Origin of the sequence: Kribbella sp. NPDC006257 (assembly GCF_040613535.1) — a bacterium.
GTDB lineage: Bacteria > Actinomycetota > Actinomycetes > Propionibacteriales > Kribbellaceae > Kribbella.
Genome location: NZ_JBEXSJ010000013.1, coordinates 49,201 through 76,085 on the forward strand (window position 1 = coordinate 49,201; position 26,885 = coordinate 76,085).

Annotated in this window: 18 protein-coding genes and 1 tRNA gene; 11 read left to right on the forward strand and 8 right to left on the reverse strand. The window is 66.6% G+C overall.

All coding sequences use genetic code 11. The features are described from left to right. Positions 1-292 precede the first annotated feature (292 nt). Positions 293-5,668 (forward strand): Ig-like domain-containing protein, encoded by a 5,376-nt coding sequence (locus tag ABZ004_RS17840; RefSeq protein WP_355680963.1) that lies wholly within the window; start codon positions 293-295, stop codon positions 5,666-5,668. A gap of 34 nt (positions 5,669-5,702) precedes the next feature. Here ABZ004_RS17840 and ABZ004_RS17845 read toward each other — a convergent pair whose 3' ends face one another. The 4 genes from ABZ004_RS17845 to orn form a co-directional block, all read right to left on the reverse strand. Then, positions 5,703-5,939 carry a hypothetical protein gene (locus tag ABZ004_RS17845; protein WP_355680964.1) on the reverse strand — a complete coding sequence of 79 codons (237 nt, stop codon included), beginning with the start codon at positions 5,937-5,939 and terminating at the stop codon, positions 5,703-5,705. Positions 5,940-6,007: 68 nt separating this feature from the next. Next, the gene (locus tag ABZ004_RS17850) at positions 6,008-6,508 is read right to left on the reverse strand and encodes a hypothetical protein (protein ID WP_355680965.1); all 501 of its coding nucleotides are present in this window, start codon (positions 6,506-6,508) and stop codon (positions 6,008-6,010) included. Positions 6,509-7,366: 858 nt separating this feature from the next. Beyond that, positions 7,367-7,439, reverse strand: a tRNA-His gene (locus ABZ004_RS17855). 46 nt (positions 7,440-7,485) lie between these two features. Next, entirely contained in the window at positions 7,486-8,094 is a 609-nt protein-coding gene (orn, locus tag ABZ004_RS17860; protein ID WP_355680966.1) for an oligoribonuclease, read from the reverse strand. 238 nt (positions 8,095-8,332) lie between these two features. Here orn and ABZ004_RS17865 point away from each other — a divergent pair, with 238 nt between their 5' ends. The 3 genes from ABZ004_RS17865 (at position 8,333) to ABZ004_RS17875 (ending at position 12,516) form a co-directional block, all read left to right on the forward strand. Continuing rightward, entirely contained in the window at positions 8,333-11,554 is a 3,222-nt protein-coding gene (locus ABZ004_RS17865) for a tetratricopeptide repeat protein (RefSeq protein ID WP_355680967.1), read from the forward strand. A 33-nt stretch (positions 11,555-11,587) separates the two neighbouring features. After that, positions 11,588-11,947, forward strand: a complete 360-nt coding sequence (locus tag ABZ004_RS17870) for a M23 family metallopeptidase (RefSeq protein WP_355680968.1) — start codon at positions 11,588-11,590, stop codon at positions 11,945-11,947. An 86-nt stretch (positions 11,948-12,033) separates the two neighbouring features. Continuing rightward, on the forward strand, positions 12,034-12,516 hold the full coding sequence (locus ABZ004_RS17875; protein WP_355680969.1) for a GNAT family N-acetyltransferase: 483 nt from the start codon (positions 12,034-12,036) through the stop codon (positions 12,514-12,516). Between the two features lie 78 nt (positions 12,517-12,594). Here ABZ004_RS17875 and ABZ004_RS17880 read toward each other — a convergent pair whose 3' ends face one another. Beyond that, positions 12,595-12,798: a cold-shock protein gene (locus tag ABZ004_RS17880; protein ID WP_112239219.1), complete on the reverse strand. Its 204-nt coding sequence runs from the start codon at positions 12,796-12,798 to the stop codon at positions 12,595-12,597. Between the two features lie 350 nt (positions 12,799-13,148). Here ABZ004_RS17880 and ABZ004_RS17885 point away from each other — a divergent pair, with 350 nt between their 5' ends. The 3 genes from ABZ004_RS17885 to ABZ004_RS17895 all read left to right on the forward strand — a co-directional run bounded on the left by ABZ004_RS17885 (position 13,149) and on the right by ABZ004_RS17895 (position 18,708). Continuing rightward, positions 13,149-15,794 (forward strand): FAD/NAD(P)-binding protein, encoded by a 2,646-nt coding sequence (locus tag ABZ004_RS17885; RefSeq protein WP_355680970.1) that lies wholly within the window; start codon positions 13,149-13,151, stop codon positions 15,792-15,794. Between the two features lie 134 nt (positions 15,795-15,928). Further along, complete coding sequence (gcl, locus tag ABZ004_RS17890) at positions 15,929-17,698, forward strand: glyoxylate carboligase (protein WP_355680971.1); 1,770 nt, start codon at positions 15,929-15,931, stop codon at positions 17,696-17,698. After that, the gene (locus ABZ004_RS17895) at positions 17,695-18,708 is read left to right on the forward strand and encodes a 2-dehydropantoate 2-reductase (RefSeq protein WP_355680972.1); all 1,014 of its coding nucleotides are present in this window, start codon (positions 17,695-17,697) and stop codon (positions 18,706-18,708) included. Before gcl ends, ABZ004_RS17895 begins: the two co-directional genes overlap by 4 nt. A 98-nt stretch (positions 18,709-18,806) precedes the next feature. On the opposite strand, the gene ABZ004_RS17900 is transcribed toward ABZ004_RS17895, so the two are convergent. The 3 genes from ABZ004_RS17900 to sucC are packed head-to-tail and all read right to left on the reverse strand — an operon-like array spanning position 18,807 to position 21,744. After that, a complete protein-coding gene (locus ABZ004_RS17900; protein WP_355680973.1) occupies positions 18,807-19,682 on the reverse strand; it encodes a 2-hydroxy-3-oxopropionate reductase in 876 nt (291 codons plus the stop codon). 1 nt (position 19,683) lies between these two features. After that, positions 19,684-20,574, reverse strand: a complete 891-nt coding sequence (sucD, locus tag ABZ004_RS17905; RefSeq protein ID WP_355680974.1) for a succinate--CoA ligase subunit alpha — start codon at positions 20,572-20,574, stop codon at positions 19,684-19,686. Positions 20,575-20,589: 15 nt separating this feature from the next. Next, positions 20,590-21,744 (reverse strand): ADP-forming succinate--CoA ligase subunit beta, encoded by a 1,155-nt coding sequence (gene sucC / locus ABZ004_RS17910; RefSeq protein ID WP_355681090.1) that lies wholly within the window; start codon positions 21,742-21,744, stop codon positions 20,590-20,592. A 141-nt stretch (positions 21,745-21,885) separates the two neighbouring features. Here sucC and ABZ004_RS17915 point away from each other — a divergent pair, with 141 nt between their 5' ends. The 4 genes from ABZ004_RS17915 to frc all read left to right on the forward strand — a co-directional run bounded on the left by ABZ004_RS17915 (position 21,886) and on the right by frc (position 26,869). Continuing rightward, entirely contained in the window at positions 21,886-23,250 is a 1,365-nt protein-coding gene (locus tag ABZ004_RS17915; RefSeq protein WP_355680975.1) for an OFA family MFS transporter, read from the forward strand. A 20-nt stretch (positions 23,251-23,270) separates the two neighbouring features. After that, positions 23,271-23,804 carry a hypothetical protein gene (locus tag ABZ004_RS17920; RefSeq protein WP_355680976.1) on the forward strand — a complete coding sequence of 178 codons (534 nt, stop codon included), beginning with the start codon at positions 23,271-23,273 and terminating at the stop codon, positions 23,802-23,804. Positions 23,805-23,913: 109 nt separating this feature from the next. After that, entirely contained in the window at positions 23,914-25,629 is a 1,716-nt protein-coding gene (locus ABZ004_RS17925) for a thiamine pyrophosphate-binding protein (RefSeq protein ID WP_355680977.1), read from the forward strand. Positions 25,630-25,642: 13 nt separating this feature from the next. Continuing rightward, positions 25,643-26,869 carry a formyl-CoA transferase gene (gene frc, locus ABZ004_RS17930; protein ID WP_355680978.1) on the forward strand — a complete coding sequence of 409 codons (1,227 nt, stop codon included), beginning with the start codon at positions 25,643-25,645 and terminating at the stop codon, positions 26,867-26,869. Positions 26,870-26,885 lie beyond the last annotated feature (16 nt).

Consider the following 26,885-nt stretch of genomic DNA (forward strand, 5'->3'; position numbering starts at 1 on the left):
CCCAGAAATTCCTTCCTAATGGTATTTAGCGAGACAGCATAGGGGTAAAAACTTTCATCCCGCTGTCATCCGCAGACCGGGTGCCGCCTGGCGTATTTCCCTACCGGCCAGTACGCGATGGCGGCCCCTGCCGGATCCCCTCCGAGGCGACTGAGCCTAGGGGATCAGGGTGTCAGCCGAAAGTCCGATCTCCGTGACCGGCTGTGACGGTGCGTCATCCGGCCGCCTTTAAGGCTGGCTGAAGACCCGTCCGGACGATCGGTCCAGGTCTGTCGAGGAGAGGTCTGGGGCGATGGTGCAGTTCTGGGGTGGCTGGGTACGGGGTGGCAGGGTCCGGGCGGCAGTGCTGGCCGGGGCACTGATCGCGGTGAGTGCGGTGGTGGCCGGTACGCCGGCCTGGGCCGCGCCGCCGGGCAATGACGATTTCAGCGCGGCGACGGTGCTCACCGGAGCGTTGCCGATCGACATTTCCGGAAATACCAGCGAGGCGACCAAGGAACCGGGGGAACGCGCGCACGGCGGCGATCCTGGCGGGGCATCGGTCTGGTTCAGCTGGACTCCTTCGGTCAGCGGGCCGGTCGTGATCGACACCTGCGACGCCGACCACTGGTCCACGCTCGGCGTCTACACCGGTACGACGGTCTCCGCGCTCACCTCCGTCGGCGCGGAACCCGAGCTGTGCGACGACTTCCCCGGCAGCTCCTCGCTGATCCGATTGGCGGCTGTCGCCGGTACGACGTACCGGATCGCCGTTGACGGACAGGGTGGGGCGACCGGCGGCTTCGGGCTGCATATCCGTACTGCGCCACCGAACGATCAGTTCGCGGCGGCTCAACCGCTGAATGCAGCGCTGCCCGTCTCCGTCACCAGCTCCACGTTCGGTGCCAGCCGGGAGGCAGGCGAGCCGACGCATGCAGGCAAGGAGGGTGGGCACTCGATCTGGTTCGACTGGACTCCTGCCACTTCCGGTGCGGTCACTGTTTCCACGTGCGCGAGTGACTTCGACACGTTGCTCGGGGTCTATCGAGGGACTGCTCTGGCCGCTCTGACACCAGTGGCTGCCAACGACAACGGTTGCGGCTCCAAGAGTGCTGTCTCCTTCACCGCGGTTGCTGGTACGGCGTACAAGATCGCTGTGGACGGGCCGAGGGGCGACCAGGCGGCCGAGATGGGGACGGTCAAGCTGGTGATTCGAGCGGCCGCTCCGCCTGCGAACGATGACTTCGCTCAGGCGCAGGTTCTCAGTCAAGAGCTGCCGGTCTCAGTGACAGGCAGCAGTGTGGACGCAACGGCCGAAGCTGGCGATCCGTCGGCAGGTGGGCGATCTGTTTGGTACAGCTGGACCGCGGGGTTCACAGGGCGGGTCACTGTCGATACCTGCTTGAGCAACTTCGACACTCTCCTCGCTGTCTACAGCGGCTCGGCACTGGGCGACCTGACGACGCTGGCTTCCAATGACGATGCCTGCGGCTCCAGTAGTACGGTCCGGTTCCAGGCGACGGCCGGTACGACGTACCGGATCGCCGTCGACGGCTACGACGGCGCTAGTGGGCAGCTGCAGCTCAAGCTGAACCGCACGCCTGGGAACGACGACTTCGAGTCCGCACAGGTGTTGACTGGCTCGTTGCCGGTCAGTGCTACCGGGAGCAATGTCGGTGCGACGAAGCAACCGGGTGAGAACAGTGGTGGCGGCGGTGCGACCGTCTGGTACCGCTGGATGCCGGCGGGGACAGGTCAGGTCACGCTGAGCACGTGCTCGAGCCAGGTCAACACCAAGCTCGCTGTCTACACCGGTGACGACCTCGCTGGTCTGGCTCCTGTGAACCTCAGTGATCTGCACTGTGGCGGCGGGGGAAAGGTGTCCTTCAGTGCCAACGCCGGTACGACGTACTGGATCCAGGTGGACGGCGGAGCCTACTCCGATGGGTCGGCACTCACTGGAGCCATTGGACTGACCATCAGGACGTCCACACCGCCTGCCAACGACGACTTCGCGGCAGCGGAGACGCTACCTGGAGCGCTGCCGGTGTCGGTGACTGCTGCCACGACGGACGCCACTGTGGAGACAGGTGATCCGCTCGGTGCTGCATCAGTTTGGTACCGCTGGACTCCTGCGGCCAGTGGGCCTGTGGTGGTGAACACCTGTAGCGGCGCCGCGATCGGCAACCTGTCGGCGGTCTACACGGGTTCCACCCTGGCGGACCTGACTCCGCTGCCGGGTCAGAGTGGCTGTCGGTCGGTGGTGACGGTTGCCGCCGGCACGGAGTACAGGATCGCCGTGGCGGGGCAACCGCCTAATGAGTTCTTTGCCTTCACGCTGACCATCCGCTCCGTACTGCGGCCTGCCAACGACGACTTCGCGCATGCCCAGGAGCTGACGGAACCGCTGCCTTTCGAGGTGACGGGGAACGCTGCTGATGCCACGACTGAGACTGATGAGCCGAACGGGCCGGATGCCACCGTCTGGTATCGCTGGACAGCCTCTGCAAACGGTCCGGTCTCGGTCGACACCTGTGACTCCGGGCGAGGGCTTGAGTCGACCCTGGACGTCTACACAGGTACGGCCATCGCAGCGCTGCACGCTGTGGGCACTCACAAAGACTGCGGAGGTCTCAGCCGAGTGATCTTCACGGCGACCTCCGGTACGACGTACGCGATCCGCGTCGGCAGGTCACTGGGCTCCTTCAAGCTCCGCCTGCGGGTGCCCAACCCGCCGGCCAATGACGACATCGCCAATGCTCGCGTGCTGTCGGGCTCCATGCCGCTTTCTGTTGCCGGGACCAATCTCGAGGCGACGCAGGAGAGCTCTGAGCCCAGTCGTGGTGACCTCCGTGGCTATGCGTCGGTCTGGTATCGCTGGACGGCAGTTAGCTCTGGGCGCGTCTCGGTCGACACATGCGACAGCGACTTCGACACTCAGCTCGTTGTGTACGCGGGGAGCAGCCCAGCTACGCAGATCGATGCCAATGACAACGGTTGTGGGACACCGGCAGCAGGAAGCAAGCTGGCGTTCACTGCAACGGCCGGTACGACGTACTGGATCCTCATCGACGGGACTACCGACTACATGGGTACCCCGAGCCCGGAGGGATCGTTCACGCTGGGGCTGAAGGCGATTGACCGGCCGGACAACGACGATCGCGCGCAGGCCGCAGTACTGGCTGGGGCTCTTCCTGCTTCTCGTGCCGGCACGACTGTCGGTGCCGGCAAGGAGCCGGGCGAGGGCAGCCACGTAGGTAACGAGGGGGGCGCGTCTGTCTGGTACAGCTGGACGCCTGCAGTCAGTGGCGCGGTCACGATCGATACCTGTGACGCGGCATTCGCCACCCTGCTTGCTGTTTACCGGGAGCGGTCGGATGGTGCGAACGTAGTCGTCAGCACCAACCGCAACGGTTGTGGACAAGGCAGCCGGGACACGTTCGTTGCCACGGCTGGCGTCAACTATCAGATCGCTGTGGACGGTGCGGATGGCGCGCAGGGGACCTTCACACTTCGGTTGCGGGCTGCTGACACTCCTGCGAACGACAACTTCGCCAACGCGATCGCACTGACCGCAGACTTGCCGCTGACCGTCACTGGGACGAATCGCGAAGCGACACGGGAGACCGGCGAACCATTCCACGACGGCACCAATGGTGGGGCATCCGTCTGGTACCGCTGGGTCGCGCCAACTACTGGTCCGGTATCGATCGACACGTGCGCCAGCGACTTCGACACTGTCCTCGGGGTCTACACGGGCTCTGCTGTGAACGCCCTGGCGAAGGTGGCGAGCAACAACAACACCTGTGGAGACCGCAGCCAGGTCGACTTCACTGCAACAGCCGGTACGACCTACTGGGTTGCCGTCGACGGTCCGATTCGCAACGTCGGGACGATCCGACTGGCGATCCGCAAGGTAGTGCGGCCGGCCAACGACAACTTCTCCGACGCGCAACAGCTCACTGGTGCGCTGCCGGTGACCGCTAGCGGCAGCACCCTCGATGCCACTCGGGAGCCCAATGAGCCCATGCACGGTGGAGTTCTTGGTACTGCGTCTGTCTGGTACCGGTGGACTGCTCCTTCTGCAGGCAAGGCGGTCGTGGAGACCTGCGGTAGTGCTTTCGACACGACGCTCGGTGTCTACACGGGTGTCGAGGTGGGCGATCTGAGTACGGTTGCGTTCAACGGGGATGCGTGTGGTGCACAGAGCCGCGTGGAGTTCGGTGCAGTCGCCGGCCGGACGTACTGGATCGCAGTCGATGGTGCGGGCGGAGCCGTTGGAGCAGTGCAGTTGACAGTGAGAGCACCGCAACGACCCTTGAATGACGCGTTTGCGGCGGCGTCAACACTCAGTGGTGCACTGCCGATCGGAGTCACTGGCAGCACTGTCGACGCTACGAGCGAGAACGGTGAACCTGTGCATGCGCAGTACAGCCAGGGCACGTCTGTTTGGTACAGCTGGACGCCGTCTACCAACCGCCGGGTCACTCTCGACACCTGTGCGAGTCAGGTGAACACCGTCATCGGCGTGTACTCCGGCTCAGCCCTGGCCGCTGTGTCCGAGGTGGCCTCGGCTGATGATGGCTGCGGTAAGACCTACGGCGGCAGCAAGGTGACGTTCACAGCGAACGCTGGTACGACGTACAGGATTGCTGTGGACGGCTGGACCAGTGGGGTCGCCGGTGCCTTCCCAGGGACCGGGGAGTTCCGGTTGGCGTTGACTGGTACCGATCCGCCTGCCAACGACAACCTGTCTGCTGCGCGGGTGCTCGGTCCGGCGTTGCCGATCAACGTGACTGGGACCAACGCAGGGGCGACCCGGGAACCGGGTGAACCGTTCCACGCGGGCTTCGTCGGCGGTACCTCGGTTTGGTACAGCTGGACGCCGACGCTGTCCGGGCGCGTGTCCATCGACACCTGTGGCAGCACCTTCGACACGCTGCTCGCGGTCTACACCGAGCCGGGTCTGACCGCAGTGGCTTCGAACAACAACGGCTGCGGGTCAGCGAGCAAGGTCAACTTCACAGCAACCGCTGGTACGACGTACCGGATCGCTGTGGATGGTCGCGATGGGGCGACTGGCACGATCTCGCTCGCAGTGGTGGACCTGGAGCCACGCACGCCCACTGTCACCCAGGTAACCGCAGCACCTTCGCCCTCGGCGTACGGGCAAGCGGTGACGTTCACGGCGTCGGTGAGCGGCGGCGCGAGCGGGACCGTGCAGTTCAGTGTCGACGGTACCGACTCCGGAGCACCACGACCGCTGTCGGCAGGCAAGGCGACACTCAGCCTGTCCACGCTCGGCGTCGGGTCGCACGTAGTGACAGCCCGGTACGCCGGGGATGCCGGGCACTCGCCTAGCTCAGGCAGTGTCACGCACCGCGTCGACAAGGTGGGCACCAAGCTGGTCGCCCACCCAGCAGTTCTGCAGGTGCTACCGCTGAGGGTCTCCCTACTGCTCTCCGCAACCCTCACCGATGCAACCGGCCACGCTCTATCCGGCCAACCGGTTCGCTTCGTGGTAGCGGGCCGCGCAGCGTGCACAGCCACTACCAATACCAGCGGGGTCGCCACCTGCAACTCCCTGGGGGCCTGGCTGGTCGCAGTACTCACCCTCGGCTACGACACCTACTACGACGGCACTGCAACCCACCAGGCGAGCCACGCACACGGCACAGTCCTGGGCTAACAGCTTGACGCCGGCACCTCGGTGCCGGCGTCAGCTACACCCGCTTACCCACCGGATCCCGCCGGTAGTAGAACTGCCAGGCCCGCTCAGCAGCCTTCACTGCCGCGAACTTGTCTCCCAACGCCTCATAAATCCCAGCGCGGTCGTAGTACAGCGAACCCAGCACCCGATCGTCCTGCGGGAACGATGCGCTCATCGCGATCGCCCGCTCGACCGATTCCTCCGCCTGCTGGTTGGCCGCCATCGCCAGATACCAGCGCTTCGCCTTCACGGAGAACTCGCAACGCCGAATCTGCCGATGCGCAACCCGCCGCCACCCATCCGCCGACCGCCAGAACATCAGGACCCGGTCCGCAACGCCTGCCGATACTTCCCGGTCTCCGTCGCCGTCCACGGCACCCCGTTGACAATCACCACCCGATCCCCGAGCGGCGCCTTGGCGGTCACCAGCACCGGCCGCCGCAGCCACCGGCACCCACCCGTCACCCGCTGAGTAACCCGCACCGCCACCGCCCCGTCTCCCTCCGCATAAGCCACCCCACGAAGATTCTCAGCACACCCCACCGGCGTTGCGACGATGACAACAACCTGCCGCGCATCAGCCACCACCCCCCGAACCTCCAACACCTGAGCCGCCTTCACAACCGGCTTCACCGAAGGCTCCACCGAGTCCGTCACCGACGGCTGCGCCTGCACCACCGCAGGCCGCTCATGCTCAGCCGAATCCCCGCCGAACACCTTCGACAACACAAACACCCCAAACGCCAATACTCCGATCACGAACGTGACCAGCACAGCCACCCCATACCCAAGCCAAACGCTCCCAGAGCCCTTCTTCACCCCCGGATCCTCCCAGCCAACCCAGTCCAACCCCGGCAGGAAAACGCACTACGGGCGTGACGGGTATGGAGCACCGTACCGAGGGGCCGGCGCGAACCCGGTTGCGGCAGACAAGCCACGCCACCGACGCCAACCGAGCCGACGTATGCCAGACCGCGCCTGTGCCCGGGTCAACGGTTCCCCTCGAAAATGACCTCTCGGTGCGACTCGCCGCCAGAGGTTCCACTCACCGGCTCGACTCGCCGTGGCTTCTCGACGTACCGGTTCGACACGCCGATTTGTCGCCTGAAACCCGGCGAGTCGAGACGGCAGGATCAACGGCACCGCCAGTCGAGTGGTGGGGGTTGAGGTGGGGGTGGGGGTCGACTTTGAGCATGACCTGAGCGTTCTGGGGTCTGGTTGATGCTCAGGTGGTGCTCAAGGTGGGTTGGTGAGGTGCCCACGTGGGGGTGAGGGAGGGCGGGGTTGGTGAGGGTGCGCCGGAGGTGGGGCGCGTGTGGGAGTGCGGCGGCTGAGGTGAGGGCGAGCGGGCCAACGCTGAGTGGGGTGGTGCTGTGATGTCGGTGAGGTGTGCGGGTGCGGTGAGGGAAGGCGGGGTGGGGGTCGCAGGTGCGGTGAGGCAAGGCGGACGGACGGCCGGAGTACAGGCGGGGACCGATGCGAGGAAGGTGATGGTGCGGGGGAACCTCGGCAATGTGGTGACCCAGACCCCGCAGCTTCCCAACCACCCCACCCCCCGCCAAACCCAGGGGGGTGCGGGTGGGCGAAGCCCCCCGCCCGCGCGGAGCGAAGCGACCGCGCACAAAACAAGAGCCCGACTGCGCTCTGCGCACTCCGCAGACACAGCCGGGCCAGTCGGGTGAGTAACGGGACTTGAACCCGCGGCCCCCTGGACCACAACCAGGTGCTCTACCAGCTGAGCTATACCCACCATTGCCGCCCTTACTGCGACGGCTGGGTAATCATAGCGACGATCCTCAGTTCCCTGAAATCGGGTCCTTCAGAGCACTCGCGGCAGCTTTCGCGGTCTCGCTGTCGGGCCCGGGTTGAGGCACGAAGACGGTCTGCCGGTAGTAGCGGAGTTCGGCGATGCTCTCGGTGATGTCGGCGAGGGCGCGATGGTTGCCGTTCTTGGCCGGCGTCGCGTAGTACACCCGCGGGTACCAGCGCCGGACGAGTTCCTTGATCGAGCTGACGTCGACGTTGCGGTAGTGCAGGTGCGCCTCGACCTTCGGCATGTCCCGGACCAGGAACGTCCGGTCGGTGCCGACCGAGTTGCCGGCCAGCGCCGCCTTCCGCGGGTCCGGCACGTACCCGGAGATGAAGTCGAGCACCTGCTGTTCGGCGTCGGCGAGCTCGATCCCGTGCTCGAGTTCGGCGAGCAGCCCGGAGCCGGTGTGCATGTCGCGGACGAAGTCGCCCATCTGTTCGAGCGCCGCCGGGGGCGGTGCGATCACCAGGTCGATCCCTTCGCCGAGCACGTTCAGTTCGTAGTCGGTGACCAGGACCGCCACCTCGATCAGGGCGTCCGCCACCAGATCGAGTCCGGTCATCTCACAGTCGATCCACACCAGCCGGTCGTTCATGGGGACCCACCCTACGGCGACACGCCGACAGGCTCACGCCCGGCAGCCTCAACATCGGGCGTGGCGGTGCTTTCGGTACGCCGGCCGCGGCGCCCGGGACAGCGGTCCCGCCGGGTTGGGACAACCTCCCGGCGAATTCAGGGGTAGCACCGTTGCGGCGCGGCTACTGACGGTGCTGTTGTATCTGCAGGCCCTCCCGCGACACTAATGTCGCGACAGGGGACAGGAAGGTGAGGCCATGCCTGGCGACGGGGCAACGATGCAGGGGACGGTGCCACGGCCGCGCCTGCTGGCGCTGCTCGACGAGGGGGCGCAGCGGCGGCTGATGACGGTTGTCGCCGACGCGGGCTTCGGCAAGTCCACCCTGCTCGGTTCCTGGGCTGCCGGGCGGCCTTGTGCCTGGCACACCGTTCGTGTCGAGGACCGTTCGCTGGCAGGCATGGTCACTGCACTCGTGGAGGCCTTGAGGCGCCAGGTGCCCGCGCTGTCCGCAGTACTGGCTGCGGAGCTGCAGGGACCTCGTGGGCCGGACGCGGATGCCGAGCAGGAGACCAGAGCTCTTGCGTACGCCGCAGTGCTGGCCGAGGCACTCGAGCAGAACCTCAACGACGACCTGGTGCTCGTCCTGGACGACCTGCACGAGATCCACCCGCACGACCCGGCGGCCAAGCTGATCGAGGGACTGGTCCGGGTCGCCCCGTCGTTGCTGCACCTGGTGGTGGCCTCCCGTACGGCGATGCCGTTCGGGATCGACCGTCTCCGCGGACGCGGCCAGGTGCTGGAGATCGACGCGACCGCAGTCGCCTTCACTGTCCCGGAGACGCTGGCAGTGCTGCACGCAGTACTGGGTGAAGGAGTCGACGAGCTGGCCGAGCCGCTACAGGCCGCAGTACAGGGCTGGCCTGCTGCTACTCGCCTGGCAGTGGAGGCCTTGCGGACAGTGCCGCCTGCTGAGCGGTCCATCCGGCTGAGGCGTGCGCTGCGTTCGGACGGGCCGCTCTACGACTACTTGGCCGAGGAGGTCTTCTCTGCCGAGCCTCCTTCCGTACGCCGGTTGCTGGCCGCCGTCGCCGTACTACCGCGCTTCGGAGCGGACCTCTGTCAGGCCATCGGGCTCATCGACAACCCCGACACCCTGCAGCAATTGAGGACCCGAGGACTGCTTGTCTCTGCCGGTGAGGCGGACGGGTACGAGCTCAACCCGTTGGTCCGCGACTTCGCCAACGACCGGTTGTCCAGTGACGATGCGGAGATCACCGAGCTCACACTGCAAGCCGGTAGATGGTTCGAGTTGGTAGGGGACCACCGGGACGCGCTGGCCTGTTTCCAGGCAGCTGACCAGGCGCAAGCGGCTCGCATGCTGATCGAGAGCGGTCACACGATGGTCTCGGGAGGTCTTGCCGAGTCGGTCGTTGCCGCCGTCACCATGTTGCCGCAGGAACTCCGTGACTCCGCGATGGACCAGCTGGAAGGCGAGGCCAGACAGGTCCTGGGTGACTGGCAGGGCGCCGAGGACTGCTTCGACCGGATCATCGACCCGGAGGGTGAGATCCCGGTGGCGGTCGCGTGGCGGCTGGGGCTCATCCACCATCTGCGTGGACGGACAGACGTTGCCATCGCCACCTATCGCCGGGGCCGGATCGACGGCGGGCAGCCGGCCGACGAAGCGCTGCTACAGGCCTGGTGGGCCGGGGCGCACTGGTTGCGTGGGGAGTTCGACGACTGCCGCAAGCTGATCGAGTCGGCCCACCGAGCAGCCAAGGTGTCCCGCGACGACCGCGCTCTAGCGATCGTCCACACGGTCCTAGCCATGTTGGCCGCTGTCGACAGTGACCCACGTGGCAACGCCTCGCACTACCTGCGCGCCTTGGAACATGCAGAGCGGGCAGGCGATCTGCTGCAGTCGATCCGCATCCGGGTGAACCGCGGATCCCACCACATCGCTGAGGGGGACTACATGCTCGGTCTGGAGGAGTTGGATCGGGCACTGGAGCTCGCTGACCGTGCTGGCTTCGCAGTGTTCCGTGCGTTGGCTTTGAACAACCGTGGTGAAGCCCTGCTCAGGCTGGGCCGACTGGACGAAGCCATTGGTGAGCTGGAAGGTTCCAGGGCGCTCTACCAGAAGCTGGAGTCGAAGCGGGTCGCACAACCCCTGTCTGTGTTGGGGGAGGTGTACCGCGAGCGCGGTGATCGCGCGATGGCCCGTGCTTGCTTCGAGGAAGCCATAGCGATGGCGGACGAGACCAAGGACATGCAGTCGCTGGTGCCGTCCCTCGCTGGTCTGGCGCGAGTGCTGGCGGGCGAGGAGCCCGAGAGAGCGGCAGAGTTGGCCGAGATCGCCCAGCAGGCCGTTGCCTACGGCCCGGTGCTCGGTCAATCCAGCGCGCTGGTCGCCCTCGGTTGGGTGAAGCTGCACGCAGGTGACAAGACTGGTGCAGCAGCCGCCGCGGAGGAGTCGGCAGCTCTCTGCCGCAGACGTCGCGACCGGGCCGGCCTGGCAGACGCTCTGGAACTCCTAGCCGCAGCTGACGGCGGAGCTGAGCCACTGCACGAAGTACTGAATATCCGTACTGAGCTGAAGGACACGCTCGGACAAGCGCGTGCTGAGTTGATGCTCTCCAAGCGCACGCGTGGTCCTGAAGCGCGGGAGTTGGCACTGCGTGCGCACAAGCAGTTCCTCGCGGCCGGAGCGACCCGCTATGCAGCGGCTGCTCTAGCAGCAGGTGAAGAGACCGGTCCCGCTCCCGTGCGCATCGAGTGTCTAGGCGGCTTCCGCGTACTCCGTGATGGCCGGACCGTGCAGCTCGGTGAATGGCCGTCCAAGAAGGCCCGGGACCTGCTGAAGATCCTGGTAGCCCGTCGCTGCCGCCCAGTGGCTCGGGTGCAGCTACTCGATCTCCTCTGGCCCGACCAGGGCGAGTCGGTTGCGTCCCCACGTCTGTCGGTAGCGCTGTCGACCGTCAGATCAGTGCTGGATCCCGAGAAGACCTACGCCGCCGACCACTTCGTCGGAGCCGACCGCGCCACTATCTGGCTCGACGGCGACCAGACCGCCGTAGACGTCGAGGACTTCCTCCGGGATGCACGAGCGGGCCTCGACAGCAACGACCTGACCAAGTTGCGCGCGGCCGAGGCGTCGTACAGCGGCGACTTCCTTGAAGAGGATGTGTACGCCGACTGGGCAGCCGGCATGCGTGAGGAAGCCCGTGCTTTGTATGTCCGAGTAGCGCGCGTCCTGGCCGACCGGGGCAAGCGCGACCCGGACGCGGCCGCCGGCTACCTCCTCCGCATCCTGCAACGCGACCAGTACGACGAGCGGGCCCACCTCGGCCTCGTCTCGGCCTTCCAGAACAGCGGGGCCCACGGCGAAGCCCGCCGCGCCTACCGCACCTATGTCCAGCGAATGAGTGAATTAGAGGTCGAGCCCGCCCCCTACCCAGCGGCCCCGGCCCGGGTTTAAGGGTTTCTGAAGATGCCTGCGGAGCATGGAGTCATGGCTGCGCCGGTGCACAACGCGAGGGTGACCTGTGAGTTCGGGGTCGCGGGGGAGTGTGGTGCGCATTCGGGGCGGGATTACGGGGCCGAGCCGGGGACGCCGGTCCGGGCGACGCTTGCGGGGGTCGTCGTCCGGACCGGGAGTGACGAGGTCGTGGTCGAGTCGAACGCGATCTGGCACTTCTACGGCCACCTGGCGCAGGTAGAGGTCCGGCAGGGGGACACGGTGGAGACAGGGGATCGGCTGGGCGTCGCGGGCGGTCCGCACCTGCACTACGAGGAGCGGATCACGCCGTACGAGCCAGGCGACCACCGGAGCCCTCGGTTCGACCTCTACCCGAATGCCCGGTTGCCGTAGCCGGCGCAGCTGTTCGGTACGGGGGTGTCGCCGGGCGGGTCGGCCGAGGAGGGAGCGGCCGGATCACCCGGCGCTACCGTGTGCCGGTGATTGCCACCAGGTTCGAGACCGAGCGACTGGCCATGCTGCCGCTGGAAACCCGGTACGCCGAGGAGATGGCCGGCGTACTGGCCGCACCGGAGATCTACGCCTTCACTGGTGGTGAGCCGCCGACGGTAGAGGCTCTGGCGGCGCGCTACGAGCGACAGACCAAAGGCCCGGACCGGCCTGGTGAGTACTGGCTCAACTGGGTTCTTCTCCAGCAGAACGAGACTCTGGTCGGCTACGTGCAGGCAACTGTCACTGACGACGAGGCGGAGATCGCCTGGGTCGTCGGTACTGCGTGGCAGGGGCGCGGCTATGCCAAGGAGGCTGCAGTTGGCCTGGTCACCTGGCTAGAAGCGCACGGCGTACGGCGGATCGTCGCTCTGATCCACCCGGATCACGCGGCGTCGGCGGCGGTGAGCTCAGCGGCCGGCCTGACCCGCACCGAGGTGATGCAGGACGGCGAATACCGCTGGCAGAAATGAAACAGGCCCGGCCGAGGCCGAGCCTGCGTCAGACATGAAACAGACCCGGCCGGAGCCGGGCCTGCGTCACACGGTGGTTCAGACCGGGCGGACGTTCTCCGCCTGCGGGCCCTTCGGGCCCTGGGTCAGGTCGAACTCGACCTTCTGGTTCTCATCCAGCGAACGGTAGCCGTCCGTCGTGATCGCCGAGTAGTGCACGAACACGTCGGCGCCGCCGCCGTCCTGCGCGATGAAGCCGAAGCCCTTTTCGCTGTTGAACCACTTCACTGTTCCGTTAGCCATGATCTGCTCCTTTGTGGGGCGAGTTGACGAGTTCCGGCGAATACCGGTTCCCGGGTTGCCGAACGAGCCCTCCCACATCGGACCAAGGCCCGGAAATGAGAAAACGCCCTGCGGATCACAAACTCCGCGGGCGTCTCGAAAACGAACGTGGAACTGCAAAACTGCAACCGGAGAAAACGGTAGCACACAATGCCGGGGGAACTACCGGCAGCTCGCACCGCGCGTCGCCGGTCACCCAGGACCCGCGGCAGCAGGCCGCGCTGCTGGTGATCGGGGCCGGGATCGGCTACCGTCAGACCAGTAAGTCTATTGGTTCAGTAGAGTTTCGCGCCTGTGGGGGGTGGGTCAGCATGACCGAAGGGGAAGCCGGCTGTACGGTCGCGGTGATCGGCGCCGGCGCCGCCGGTGCGTTGACCGCGGCCAGACTGCTGGATGCGAACGTCCACCGGGTCGTCCTGATCGATCCAGGCCCGAATACCGCGAGGGGTGTGGCGTACTCCACCCCGGACGGCCGACACCTGCTCAACGTCCCGGCCGCCGGGATGAGCGCGCTGCCCGACCAGCCGGACGACTTCGTCCGCTGGTTGCACGCGAACGTCGACCCCGAGATCAAGCCGTCCACCTTCGTGGCAAGAGCCCGGTACGGCGACTACCTCGCCGACCATCTAGCCACCGCGGCCACCAGTTCCACAGGAGTGCTGGACCGCATCCATGCTCGCGTGTCCGCAGTGGACCACCACGGTCGCCGCTTGACCTTGCACCTCGACAACGGGCAGACCCGGGTCGCCGACGCCGCCGTAGTCGCCAGCGGTACGGCACCGGGCGTCGCCTGGGCTCCGCCGGGTCTCCAGACCTCAGACCGCTTCGTCGCGGACCCGTGGCGTCCCGGCGCACTAGAGAACCTCCCCGACACGGATGTGCTGCTGGTCGGCACCGGTCTCACCATGGTCGACGTAGTACTGGCCGCTGACCGCCCTAGTCGCAGCCTGCATGCAGTGTCGAGGCACGGCATCATCCCGGCCGTCCACCGCTCCGAGAAGACACCGCCAGTGCAGCCTCCTGCGGAACTGGTTGAGGCCGACAACCTCGCAGTACTGCGGTCAACGCTCATGCGGCACGTGGTGCAGACGGTACGGCGTACTGGTGACTGGCGGGCTGCTGTCGACGGGCTCCGGCCGATCACTGCACGGGTGTGGAAGCGGTTGTCCGCAAGGGACAAGCAGGAGTTTCTCCGCAACGACGCACGGACTTGGGATGCGCACCGGCACCGCATGGCGCCCATCACGGCTGAGCGGTTGGCTGTGGTTCGCGAGTCGGGACGGCTCTGTCAGCACACCGGTGAGGTGGTCAGCGCAGAGGACACCGGCGACGCCGTACGTGTGCTGCTCAGTGACGGCACCGTCATGACGGTCGGTGCCGTAGTCAACTGCACAGGTCCGGTCGGCGATGCCACGGCAGACCCGCTGCTGCGGGAGTTGCTGGCGTGTGGCCTGGCCAGGGCCGGCGAGGTTGGGCTAGGACTCGCCACTGCTGATGACGGCCGGATCCTTGGCGCTACTGGACGTCGGGCACCGCTTTGGACGCTGGGAGCCCTGCGGCGCGGCAGTCTGTGGGAGTCGACCGCTATGCCGGAGATCCGCTCACAGGCGGCCGATGTGGCCAAGGCGGTTGTCGCACATCTCAGCCTTCCCGCCGTACGCCGGCAGGCGGACGTCTACGGCCTCGCCCTCACCACGACGGTCGACGCGGCCGCGAACTACAACGAGGCGCTCAGGCGCTTGCTGCGGTTGCAGGGCGGAGCTGAAGAGCTAGTCGTTGCAGCGATCGAGGAAGACCCGGACTTCGCGGTCGGCCATGCCGCGATCGCTCTGCTCGGTCATGAGTGGGGCGTCGGCGTGGATGTCCGAACAGCCCTGTCCAAGGCTCAGCAAGCGGGCAAGAAGCGTCTGTTGGATGACCGCGAGCGCAGCTTCCTCAATGCGGTCACCGCACGAGTTGACGACGGCAGTGCGAGCGCGTTGCTTTCACACATCCGCGAGTACCCACTGGACGCGCTGGCTGTCAGCGTGGCGATCCCGACAGTTGCCTTCGGTGGTCTGACCTCCGGCTCCGAGACGGCTGAGCTCGTGGAGAGCCTGGCTCCGTCGTACGGCGGTGACTGGTGGTACGCCGGTCAGCTGGCGTTCGTCCGACAGGACCAGGAGCGCTGGAGTGAGGCGGAGCAGCTCTCGGCGTACGCGCTGTCGCTGGAACCGTCGTCGGGGCACGCGGTCCACGCCAGGGCACACGTGTTCTACGAGACCGGCCTACACGTCGAAGGACTCCGCTGGCTGGACGGCTGGATCAACGAGCGTGGTCCGCAGGCGAACCACCGGGCACACTTCTCCTGGCATGCCGCCCTGCACGAGCTGATGATGGGCGACACCGATGCTGTCCGGCAGCGGTACCTCACGCAACTGGCGCCGCCCGGTGTGAGCGGCTCCCGAGTACTGGTTGACTCCGGCGCGATGCTGTGGCGCTGCCGGATGACTGGCGCCTGGTCCGATCACCTACCGGTCGCGGACGTGATGGCTGCTGCTCCGGATGGTTGGCTGCAGCAACCACCGACAGGTTTCGCGGCTCTGCATAGCGCTGTCACCCTCGCGGCCGCCGACGACCTCGCCGGACTCGACCAGCTTCGCCGCAACGCCGCAGTACATCCGGACCCCGTCTTCCGGAACGTAGTCGCGCCTCTGTGCTCCGGCCTCGCTGCCGTAGTTGGCGGTGACTGGGGGACCGCGCTGCTCATCCTGGAAGCCCTCCCGTCCCGCCTGCAGGCTCTAGGCGGCAGTGCTGCCCAGCGCGACGTCGTAGAGGAGACGCTGGTCTACGCCCTCTCCGCATCAGGCCGGGGCGAAGACGCAGCCACTCTCCTCGACACCCGGCTCACCAGGCGCCCGTCACCCCTCGACGTCCGCCGCCGCAACGCCCTCGCGGCCCTGGAACGCTCTGCTTAGTAGCTAGCTCGAGCAGTAGAAGACACCTATCAAGAGCCCCATTTTGTGAGCTTCGTCATGCCTTGACCGCCTTCGGGCCTCGGCCTACTGTATCCGGTATACAAAGCCACTCCGGAACTGAGAAGGAGTCAGGCATGCCACGAATGACTGCCGCCCGCGCGGCGGTGGAGATCCTCCGGCGCGAGGGAATCACCAACCTGTTCGGCCTCCCCGGTGCGGCCATCAACCCCTTCTATGCGGCCGTCCGCGCGCAGGGCGAGCTCAAACACGTCCTCGCCCGGCACGTCGAAGGCGCCTCCCACATGGCAGAGGGCTACACCCGTGCCAGAGCCGGCAACATCGGCGTCTGTGTCGGTACGTCGGGTCCGGCCGGCACCGACATGATCACCGGCCTGTACTCCGCGTCCGCCGACTCGATTCCCATCCTCTGCATCACCGGCCAAGCCCCGGTCGCCAAGTTGCACAAGGAAGATTTCCAGGCGGTCGACATCACCGAGATCGCCAAGCCGGTCACGAAATGGTCGGTCACCGTGCTCGAGGCCGCCCAGGTCCCAGGCGCTTTCCAGAAGGCGTTCCAGCTGATGCGCACCGGTCGTCCCGGACCGGTGCTCATCGACCTGCCGATCGACGTCCAGCTGACCGAGATCGACTTCGACCCCGACCTCTACGCCCCGCTGCCGATCGCCACGCCGCGGATGACCGTTCCCCAGGCCGAGACCGCACTGCGCATGCTGGCTGACGCCGAGCGCCCGCTGATCGTCGCCGGTGGCGGGATCATCAACGCCGATGCGGCCGACCTGCTGGTGGAGTTCGCCGAGGTGACCGGCGTCCCCGTCGTACCGACCCTGATGGGTTGGGGCGCGATTCCGGACGACCATCGACTGATGGCCGGCATGGTCGGGCTGCAGACGTCGCATCGCTACGGCAACGAGACCTTGCTGGCCTCGGACCTGGTGATCGGGATCGGCAATCGCTGGGCCAACCGGCACACGGGTTCGATCAAGACTTACACGGAAGGCCGGAAGTTCGTTCACGTCGACATCGAGCCGACCCAGCTCGGCCGGGTGTTCGCGCCCGATCTCGGCATCGTGTCTGATGCGAAGGCGGCACTCGAAGTTCTGATCCATGTCGCCCGGGAGAACGCTCCGCTGCAGGATCGGTCAGAGTGGACGGCCGCTTGCCGTGAACGTAAGCGCACGCTGCAACGGCGTACGGACTTCGACAATGTGCCGATCAAGCCTCAGCGTGTGTACCAAGAGATGAACAAAGCCTTCGGTCCGGACACTCGCTATGTCTCGACGATCGGGTTGTCACAGATCCAGGCCGCTCAGATGCTGCATGTCTATCGGCCGCGGCACTGGATCAACGCCGGTCAGGCAGGGCCGCTCGGCTGGACCGGTCCGGCGGCGCTCGGGGTCGCGGTCGCAGATCCCGGCACCACGGTCGTCGCGTTGTCGGGCGACTACGACTTCCAGTTCTTGATCGAGGAACTCGCGGTGGGTGCGCAGTTCAACATCCCCTACATCCATGTCGTGGTGAACAACGCCTACCTCGGGCTGATCCGGCAGGCGCAGCGCGGGCTGGACATGGACTACTGCGTTCAGCTTGCCTTCGACAACATCAACACGCCGGAGCTGGAGGGCTACGGCGTCGATCATGTGAAGGTCGTGGAAGGCCTTGGCTGCAAGGCGTTGCGGGTGCTGGAACCGGAGGGGATCCTGCCCGCGCTGGACGAGGCGAAGAAGCTGATGGCCGAGTTCCAGGTGCCGGTGATGGTCGAGGTGATCCTCGAGCGCATCACCAACGTGTCGATGGGGCTGGAGATCGACAACATCATCGAGTTCGAGGAACTCGAGGGTGTCCAGAACCCGGTCCCGACCGCGTCCGGGTTGGTGACACCATGAGAGTTGCTGTTCTCGGCGCCGGCGCGATCGGTGCCTATGTCGGCGCGGCCCTGCACCGGGGTGGGACCGAGGTGCACCTGGTTGCCCGTGGCCCCCATCTGGAGGCGATCCGGAAGAACGGCGTACAGGTCTACAGTCCGCGCGGCGACTGGCTGGCCCGTACGCCGGCAACGTCCGACCCGGCCGAGATCGGGCCGGTCGACTTCGTCTTCCTCGGGCTGAAGGCGAACTCCTATGCGTCGTCCGGGCCGCTGATCAAGCCGCTGCTGCACGAGACGACGGCCGTGATCGCGGCCCAGAACGGGATCCCGTGGTGGTACTTCCACGGCCTCAAAGGTCCGTACGAGGGTCGCCGGATCGAGTCCGTGGACCCGGGCGGTGAGGTGACCCGGGTCCTCGCGCTCGAGCGTGCGATCGGCTGCGTGGTGTTTTGCTCCACCGAGCTCGAAGGGCCTGGCGTCGTCCGGCATCTGGAGGGCACCCGGTTCTCGATCGGGGAGCCGGTCGGTGGGCGGAGCGATCGCTGCCTGGAGTTCAGCGAGGCGATGATCGCCGGCGGGCTGAAGTGCCCGGTGGAGGACGACATCCGCAACGACATCTGGATCAAGCTGCTCGGCAACGCCGCCTTCAACCCGATCAGCGCGCTCGCCCGCGCGACGATGGTGGAGATCGCCCAGCACGAGGGCACCCGGGCGATGATCCGGCTGATGATGGAGGAAACCCTGGAGATCGCCGCCGCGGTGGGCTCCCATCCCGACATCTCGGTCGACAAACGCATCGACGGCGCCGAACGCGTCGGCGAACACAAAACCTCCATGCTCCAGGACCTGGAAAAAGACAAACCCCTGGAACTGGACGTGATCCTCGCCGCCGTGGTCGAGCTCGCAGACCTCACCGGCACCAAAGCCCCAACCCTCAGAGCCGTCCACGCAGTAGCCGACCTCCTCTCCACCAAGATCGGCCAACCCCCCAGAGCCCACGCCCCCACCGCGGCGGTAGCGCCGGGTTAGACCCAGGTGGGTCCGAGGAAGCGTGCCCTGCCAGGCCCCCTCGGACCCACCTGTTCCACGAAACGCCCCCTCCATCAAGGAGGGGGCGTTCTCTTCGGTCAGCGATCTGACAAGCCTTCGATGACTGCAAGAAGCGACGAGTGGTCGTCTGAGCCGTGGCCCTGGGCCCTGGCTGCGGCGACCAGCTGCGCCACCAACGCAGTGACCGGCAACGAGACCCCCGCGCTTCGGGCGGACGACAAAGCGATGCCCATGTCTTTGTGGTGCAGGTCGATTCGGAAGCCGGGGGTGAACTGTCGGGCCAGCATCGTCGACGCTTTGAGGTCGAGGATGCGGTTGCCGGCCAGGCCGCCCGCCAGTACTTCGAGTCCGCGCTCAGCGTCGACCCCCGACGCCTCCAGCAGGACGATCGCTTCGCTGACCAGGCTGATGATCCCCGCCACCAGCAGTTGGTTCGCCGCCTTCACCGTCTGCCCCGCACCATGCGGACCGACATGCACGATCGTTCGCCCGAGATCCTCGAACACGGGCCGAGCCGCCTCGAAGTCCTCAGCACAACCACCGATCATGATCGACAACGACGCGTTGATGGCACCTTGCTCACCACCACTCACCGGCGCATCCAGCACCCGTACGCCGTGCTCCTCACCGGATGCGGCGACCGCGAGCGACGTCTCCGGCGCGATCGAGCTCATGTCGATCAGCAGTACGCCGGGCGCGGCCGCCTCCAGTACGCCGCCCGCACCAAGCACCACTTCGGCAACCTGCGGCGAGTCGGGCAGCATCGTGATGATCACCTCCGCACCCGCCACCGCCGCGGCGATGTCAGGCGCGGGTTTCCCGCCGGCCTGGAGCAGCTTCTCGACGGACGCCGGCACCAGATCGTACCCGGTCACCTCGTGCCCGGCCCGGATCAGATTGGCCGCCATATGCGACCCCATGATCCCGAGCCCGATGAATCCGATCCTCGCCATCTCAATGCACCAGCAGCTGTTCGAGAGCGTCGCGCATCAACTGCGCAGCCTCTGACGGCGTCTTGCCGACCTTCACCCCAACAGCCTCCAACGCCTCCTGCTTGGCAACCGCGGTCCCCGACGAGCCGGACACGATCGCCCCGGCGTGACCCATCGTCTTACCCTCCGGCGCCGTGAACCCGGCGACATACCCAACGACCGGTTTCGTCACGTTCTCCTTGATGAACGCCGCCGCCCGCTCCTCGGCATCACCACCGATCTCACCGATCATCACGATCGCATCGGTCTCCGGATCATCCTGAAACGCTTGCAGCGCGTCGATGTGCGTCGTACCGATGATCGGATCACCACCGATCCCGATCGCGGTGGAGAACCCGTACTCCCGCAGCTCGTACATCATCTGATAAGTCAGCGTCCCCGACTTCGACACCAACCCGATCCGCCCGGCGCCGGCGATGTCGGCCGGGATGATCCCCGCGTTCGCACGACCGGGACTGATCAGCCCGGGGGAGTTCGGCCCGATGATTCGAACGCCGGCCGCCTCCGCATGCGCGAAGAACGCCGCCGTGTCATGCACCGGCACACCCTCGGTGATCACCACGATCAACGGGATGCCGGCGTCGATGGCCTCGATCACCGCACCCTTGGTGAACCGCGGCGGCACGAAGACCACGGACACGTCGGCACGCGCCGACTTCACCGCGTCCGCACAAGATCCGTAGACCGGGATCGACCGCCTGGCGAAGTCGACCGACTGGCCGCCCTTGCCCGGCGTCACGCCGCCGACGATATCGGTGCCCGCGGCAAGCATCCGGGTGGTGTGCTTCAAACCCTCGGACCCGGTCATGCCCTGGACGATGACTCTGCTCTGTTCGGTCAGGAAGATTGCCATGCTCCGACTGCCTCCTCAGGCTTGGGCTGCCAACTCGGCGGCGCGATCGGCGGCGCCGTCCATGGTGTCGACCACTGTCACCAGTGGGTGGTTCGCCTCGGCGAGGATCCGGCGGCCCTCGGCGACGTTGTTGCCGTCCAGCCGGACCACCAACGGCTTGTTCGCCTTGCCTCCAAGAAGTTCGAGCGCCTGCACGATCCCGTTCGAGACCGCGTCACAGGCGGTGATCCCGCCGAACACGTTCACGAACACGCTGCGGACCTGCTCGTCGCCGAGGATGATGCTCAGCCCGTTCGCCATCACCTCGGCGGATGCGCCGCCGCCGATGTCGAGGAAGTTGGCCGGTTTCACGCCGCCGTGCTTCTCGCCCGCGTAGGCGACCACATCCAGCGTCGACATCACCAGACCGGCGCCGTTCCCGATGATGCCGACGGAACCGTCGAGCTTGACGTAGTTCAGGCCCTTCTCCTGCGCGGCCGCCTCGAGCGGCTCCGCGGCGGCCTTGTCGTCGAAGGCCGCATGATCGGGATGCCGGTACGCCGCGTTCTCGTCGAGCGTCACCTTCCCGTCCAGCGCCTCCAGCGACCCGTCGGCCAGCTTGACCAGCGGATTCACCTCGACCAGCGACGCATCCTCCTTGAGGAAGACATCCCACAGCGCCCGTACGACGGACGCCGCGTCGGCCGGAAACCCTGCTGCGGCGACGATCTCGGCCGCCTTCGCCTCGTCGACACCGGTGGCCGGATCGATCGAGACCTTGGCGATCGCCTCCGGATGCGTGTGCGCGACCTCCTCGATCTCCACGCCGCCCTCGGTACTGGCGATGCAGAGGTAGCTCCGGTTCGCCCGGTCGATCAGGAACGAGAAGTAGTACTCCTCGGCGATCTCGGCTGCCGGGGCGAGCAGCACCCGTCGTACGGTGTGGCCCTTGATGTCCATCCCGAGGATGTCGCGGGCGCGCTCGGTTGCCTCGGCGCGGGTGGTCGCGAGCTTCACGCCGCCCGCCTTCCCGCGGCCGCCGGCCTTCACCTGCGCCTTGACGACGACCCGCCCGCCCAGAGATTCGGCCGCGTCGGCTGCATCGTCGGGGTCCTCGATCACCCGCCCCAGCGTGACCGGCACCTGGTGCCGGGCGAAGAGTTCTTTGGCTTGGTACTCCATCAGATCCACGGGCATGTCCTCCTCGTGGCGGGATTTATGACGACTGTATGCTGTATGCACTCTAGTCACAAGACGCCATCAGCTCTGGACAACTCGTAGCGCAGGGGAGTACCAAGGTTCCATACGGTATGCAGTAGTCAGGGAGGCGCCATGAGCGAGACAGTTCCCCGGGACGTACGCGATGTCTATGGACGCAGGTATCGGATCGGTGAGGATGCGCAGGAGCTGACCGGTCATTCGCGGCGCTGGCAGCTGTGGGCCGCGTGGGCCTGCATGGTCGCGATCGGCCCGCTGCAGTACTCCTTCGGTTCTGCCGCACTCGGCCTGGAGACGAGTCGCGGCTGGGGTGTGGCGCAGGCGATGTGGCTGCTGGCGCTGTTCGTCGCCTGCCAGGCGCTGGTGGCGATCCCGGCTGCCCGAGCGCAACGCATCCGGCGCGCTTCGCCGACGCAACTCGTCGTACTGGGTGGTGTTCTGGCTGCTGCGGGATTGGCGACGCTGGCGCACTCGGGTAGTTATGCCGCAGTGGTTGTGGGGTATTCGGTGCTCGGCGGGATCGGCGCGGGGCTGGTCTATGCCGCATGCATCACGACGTCGGCCAGGTGGTTCCCGGATCGGCGGGTGGCGACGATCGGGTTCGTCACCGGCGGATTCGCTTGCGGCGCCGTGCCGAGCATCGCCTTGCTGACCATCTTCGACTCACCGGCCGGCCAGCGACTCGTCTTCGATCTGACGGCGGTGGTGACGCTGCTGATCGTGATGACGGCAGGTGGCGTCCTCAAGGATCCGCCGCGACATTGGTGGCCGGCCGACATCGATGCGCAGGCGTGGGCCGTGGATCGCAAGCTGAACCGAAGCATCCCGCACAACATCCCCGCTGCCCGCCACTACCGGCCGGGTGAGGCGATGCGCACCGGTGCGCTGCCGCTGATGTGGCTCACGCTGGCTTTCAGTACTGCGCTGTCGTTGTTCGGCATCGCCTTTGTCGTCAGCTATGCAGTCGATTCCAACCTCGGTACTGCGGTGGCGGGCTTCGCTGCCGGATTGCTTGCCGTGGTCAACGGTCTCGGCCGGTCCTTCGCCGGGCACTTGTCCGACCGGTTCGGGCGTCGCCGGGTGCTGGCCGCAGTACTGATGCTCGAAGGGCTGGCGCATGTCGGTCTCGTCGCGGCCGGCGAGTCCGGCGTACAGGCTGCGTTCGTGGTCTGTGCGATGTTCGCCGGCCTGGGTGGCGGCGCCTTCTACGCGATCATGGCGAACCTGGTGCTCGAGTTCTTCGGCGAGAACAGCCTGCTGCAGAACCAGGCGATCCTCTACAGCGCAAAGGCCGCGGGCGGTCTGCTCGGCGTCGGCGTGACGGCCAGCCTGGTGGCGACCGTAGGCTATCGCCCGCTCTTCCTGGCGGCAGGGCTTGTCGGCCTCGTCGCTGCTCTGTCCGTCCGATTCCTCAAGCAACCAGGCAGACCCGCACTGCCGGTCCGACCACAACTCGGTACGCCGGTCGCAGGCGAGTGAGCCGCTCGCAGTACACGCAGGTGAAACGCCCCGAACCCTGCGTGTTGGAGATCGTGTCGAAGCTGGCGCGCGAACCGTGGACCGATCGCCCGACCTGTGTGCATCCGGTGCTCGGATCGATCGGCAGAGCAGTGCACGACTACAGCAGCAGGCCAGCTCGGAAGGCATTGCTGCCGCTGGCTCCGGGGTTCATCGGGACGGCTCAGGTGGGTTACGAGAGATCGGCTCGCCTGGTGGCGCTCTGCGTCTCCACTGCGCTGACCGGGGCGATGACCGAGGATGAAGCTCGTCGCCTCACCGCGTCCCATCGGACGGCCCTCTATCTGCTGGCCGGCGGCGGGGCACCTGGGGGACTGGCGCGTTGGTGGCTGCCCGTCTTGGAGCGGCTTCGACTCGGTGAGTCCTGCTATCGAACGTTCGTGGCGACCGAACACGCCGCAGAAGCGGTCGCGGTCGTCGCCAGAGCCTCCGGCGACGACCGCGACGTACGGCTCAGGCAGTTGCTCAGGCAATGCCTGGCAGCCGTCGGAGCACTACAGGGCCAGGTCTTCTGAGCTCTGGACAACAGCTGAGGCGATGAGATATGACTACGACTACTAAATACTGTATGCAATCTACAAGCAGCGACCCACACTGCCTTCCTCCTAGGAGATGACCGCACAGATGGCGCAAACAGTTTCGGAATCCAACGCAGTGGTCACCGAGCCGGAACCGAGCACGGCGACGATCTCGGGCGGGCACCTGGTGGCCAAGGCTCTGAGGGCCGAGGGGATCGACGTCATCTTCACCCTCTGCGGCGGCCACATCATCGACATCTACGACGGTTGCGTCGACGAGGGCATCGCGGTCGTCGACGTCCGGCACGAGCAGGTCGCGGCGCACGCGGCCGACGGGTACGCCCGGATGACCGGCAAACCCGGCTGCGCGGTGGTCACCGCCGGCCCCGGTACGACGGACGCGGTGACCGGCGTCGCGAACGCCTTCCGCGCCGAGAGCCCGATGCTGCTGATCGGCGGCCAGGGTGCCCTGAACCAGCACAAGATGGGCTCTCTGCAGGACCTGCCGCACGTCGACATGATGACCCCGATCACCAAGTTCGCCGCCACCGTGCCGCACACCGCCCGGGTGGCCGACATGGTCTCGATGGCGTTCCGCGAGTGCTACAACGGCGCGCCCGGCCCGTCCTTCCTGGAGATCCCGCGCGACATCCTGGACAACTCGGTCCCGGTCGAGTCCGCCACGATCCCCGAGGCCGGCCGCTACCGCGCGTCGACGAAGAGCATCGGTGACCCGGCGAACATCGAGGCTCTCGCCGATCTGCTGGCCCGCGCGGAGAAGCCCGTCGTCCTGCTCGGCACGCAGGTCTGGACAGCGCGGGGGAGCGATGCGGCGATCGAATTCGTCCGCCAGCTCGACGTACCGGCGTACATGAACGGCTCTGCTCGTGGCACTCTGCCGCCGGGCGATCCGCACCACTTCCACCTGTCCCGGCGGTACGGGTTCAACAACGCCGACCTCATCCTGATCGTCGGTACGCCGTTCGACTTCCGGATGGGCTACGGCCGACGGCTGCCGCAGGGTGCGACCGTGGTCCAGATCGACATGGACTACCGCACGGTCGGGAAGAACCGAGACATCGACCTCGGCCTGGTCGGCGACCCGGGCGCGATCCTGGCGGCCGTCACGCAGGCGTCGTCGGGCCGGGTCCGCAAGACCGACCGGAAGGCCTGGTTCGCCGAGCTGCGGGCGGAGGAGGATTCGGCGTACGCGAAGCGGCTGCCGCGGCAGCTGTCGGACGCGAACCCGATCCACCCGCTGCGGCTCGCGCACGAGATCAACGAGTTCCTCACCGAGGACTCGATCTACATCGGCGACGGCGGCGACATCGTCACCTTCTCCGGTGGCGTCGTGCAGCCGAAGTCGCCCGGCCACTGGATGGACCCGGGACCGCTCGGCACCATCGGCGTCGGCATCCCGTTCGTGATGGCGGCGAAGTACGCCCGGCCGGAGAAGGAGGTCGTCGCGCTGTTCGGTGACGGCGCGTTCTCGCTGACCGGCTGGGACTTCGAGACGCTGGTCCGCTTCAACCTTCCATTCGTCGGTGTCGTCGGCAACAACTCGTCGATGAACCAGATCCGCTACGGCCAGGAAGCGAAGTACGGCCACGCCCGCGGCCGGATCGGCAACACGCTCGGCGACGTCAAGTACGACGAGTTCGCCAAGATGCTCGGCGGTTACGGCGAAGAGGTCCGCGACCCCAAGGACATCGGGCCGGCAATGCAGCGGGCCCGCGAATCCGGGCTGCCGTCGCTGATCAACGTCTGGGTCGATCCCGACGCCTACGCGCCCGGAACCATGAACCAAACCATGTACAAGTAGCCGGAGGACCGTTATGGGTAAGGCCCTTGAAGGTGTTCGTGTACTCGACATGACCCACGTGCAGTCAGGACCCTCCTGTACTCAGATCCTGGCCTGGCTGGGCGCCGACGTGATCAAGCTGGAGGCGCCGACGGGTGACATCACCCGCCAGCAGCTGCGCGATCTGCCCGACGTCGACAGCCTCTACTTCACGATGCTGAACTGCAACAAGCGCAGCATCACCTTGAACATGAAGTCCGAGCGGGGCAAGGAGATCTTCACCGATCTGGTGAAGAACTCCGACATCCTGGTGGAGAACTTCGCGCCCGGCGCGATCGACCGGATGGGGTTCACCTGGGACCGGCTGCAGCTCATCAATCCCGAGTTGATCTATGCCTCGATCAAAGGCTTCGGCCCAGGCCGGTACGAAGACTTCAAGGCCTACGAGGTCGTTGCCCAGGCAATGGGCGGCGCGATGAGCACCACCGGTTTCGAGGACGGACCGCCGACCGCGACCGGTGCGCAGATCGGCGACTCCGGCACCGGGATCCACCTGGTCGCCGGCATCCTCGCCGCGCTCTATCAGCGGGTCACCACCGGTAAGGGTCAGCGAGTCAGTGTGGCCATGCAGGAAGCCGTGCTGAACCTCACCCGGGTGAAGCTGCGCGACCAGCAGCGGCTCGCGCACGGACCGCTGCGGGAGTACCCGAACGACCACTTCGGCGAGGCGGTGCCACGATCGGGCAACGCCTCCGGCGGCGGTCAGCCGGGCTGGGCGGTGCGGACCGCACCCGGTGGGCCGAACGACTACATCTACGTGATCGTGCAGCCGCCCGGCTGGGCCCCGATCGCCAACCTGATCGGCAAGCCAGAACTGGCCGACGACTCGGACTGGAACACGCCGGCCGCCCGGCTCGACAAGCTCGACAAGATGTTCGCGCTGATCGAGCAGTGGACCGAGCAGCACACCAAGTTCGAGGTGATGGAGAAGCTCAACGCGCTGAACGTGCCGTGCGGTCCGATCCTTTCCACCCAGGAACTGATCGAGGACGAGACGCTGGCCGAGCTCGGTGCGGTGGTCGAGGTGAAGCACCCGCAGCGCGGCAGCTTCAAGACCGTCGGCTGCCCGATCAAGCTGTCCGACTCGCCGGTCCAGGTGGAGACCTCACCGGGCCTGGGCGAACACAACTCCGCGATCTACGGCGGCCTCGGCATCGACACCGCCGAACTCGAGTCCCTGCGCGCAGCCGGCGTGGTCTGACTTCCTTCAAAGGAGC

Bases quoted from the DNA above. Each gene is read 5' to 3' on its own strand.
- ABZ004_RS17880 (WP_112239219.1), bottom strand. From the start codon at position 12,798: ATGGCTAACGGAACAGTGAAGTGGTTCAACAGCGAAAAGGGCTTCGGC.
- sucD (WP_355680974.1), bottom strand. From the start codon at position 20,574: ATGGCAATCTTCCTGACCGAACAGAGCAGAGTCATCGTCCAGGGCATG.
- frc (WP_355680978.1), top strand. From the start codon at position 25,643: ATGGGTAAGGCCCTTGAAGGTGTTCGTGTACTCGACATGACCCACGTG.
- orn (WP_355680966.1), bottom strand. From the start codon at position 8,094: ATGAACGACCGGCTGGTGTGGATCGACTGTGAGATGACCGGACTCGAT.
- ABZ004_RS17870 (WP_355680968.1), top strand. From the start codon at position 11,588: ATGGCTGCGCCGGTGCACAACGCGAGGGTGACCTGTGAGTTCGGGGTC.
- ABZ004_RS17925 (WP_355680977.1), top strand. From the start codon at position 23,914: ATGGCGCAAACAGTTTCGGAATCCAACGCAGTGGTCACCGAGCCGGAA.
- ABZ004_RS17915 (WP_355680975.1), top strand. From the start codon at position 21,886: ATGAGCGAGACAGTTCCCCGGGACGTACGCGATGTCTATGGACGCAGG.
- ABZ004_RS17900 (WP_355680973.1), bottom strand. From the start codon at position 19,682: ATGGCGAGGATCGGATTCATCGGGCTCGGGATCATGGGGTCGCATATG.
- ABZ004_RS17865 (WP_355680967.1), top strand. From the start codon at position 8,333: ATGCCTGGCGACGGGGCAACGATGCAGGGGACGGTGCCACGGCCGCGC.
- gcl (WP_355680971.1), top strand. From the start codon at position 15,929: ATGCCACGAATGACTGCCGCCCGCGCGGCGGTGGAGATCCTCCGGCGC.
- ABZ004_RS17895 (WP_355680972.1), top strand. From the start codon at position 17,695: ATGAGAGTTGCTGTTCTCGGCGCCGGCGCGATCGGTGCCTATGTCGGC.
- ABZ004_RS17840 (WP_355680963.1), top strand. From the start codon at position 293: ATGGTGCAGTTCTGGGGTGGCTGGGTACGGGGTGGCAGGGTCCGGGCG.
- ABZ004_RS17885 (WP_355680970.1), top strand. From the start codon at position 13,149: ATGACCGAAGGGGAAGCCGGCTGTACGGTCGCGGTGATCGGCGCCGGC.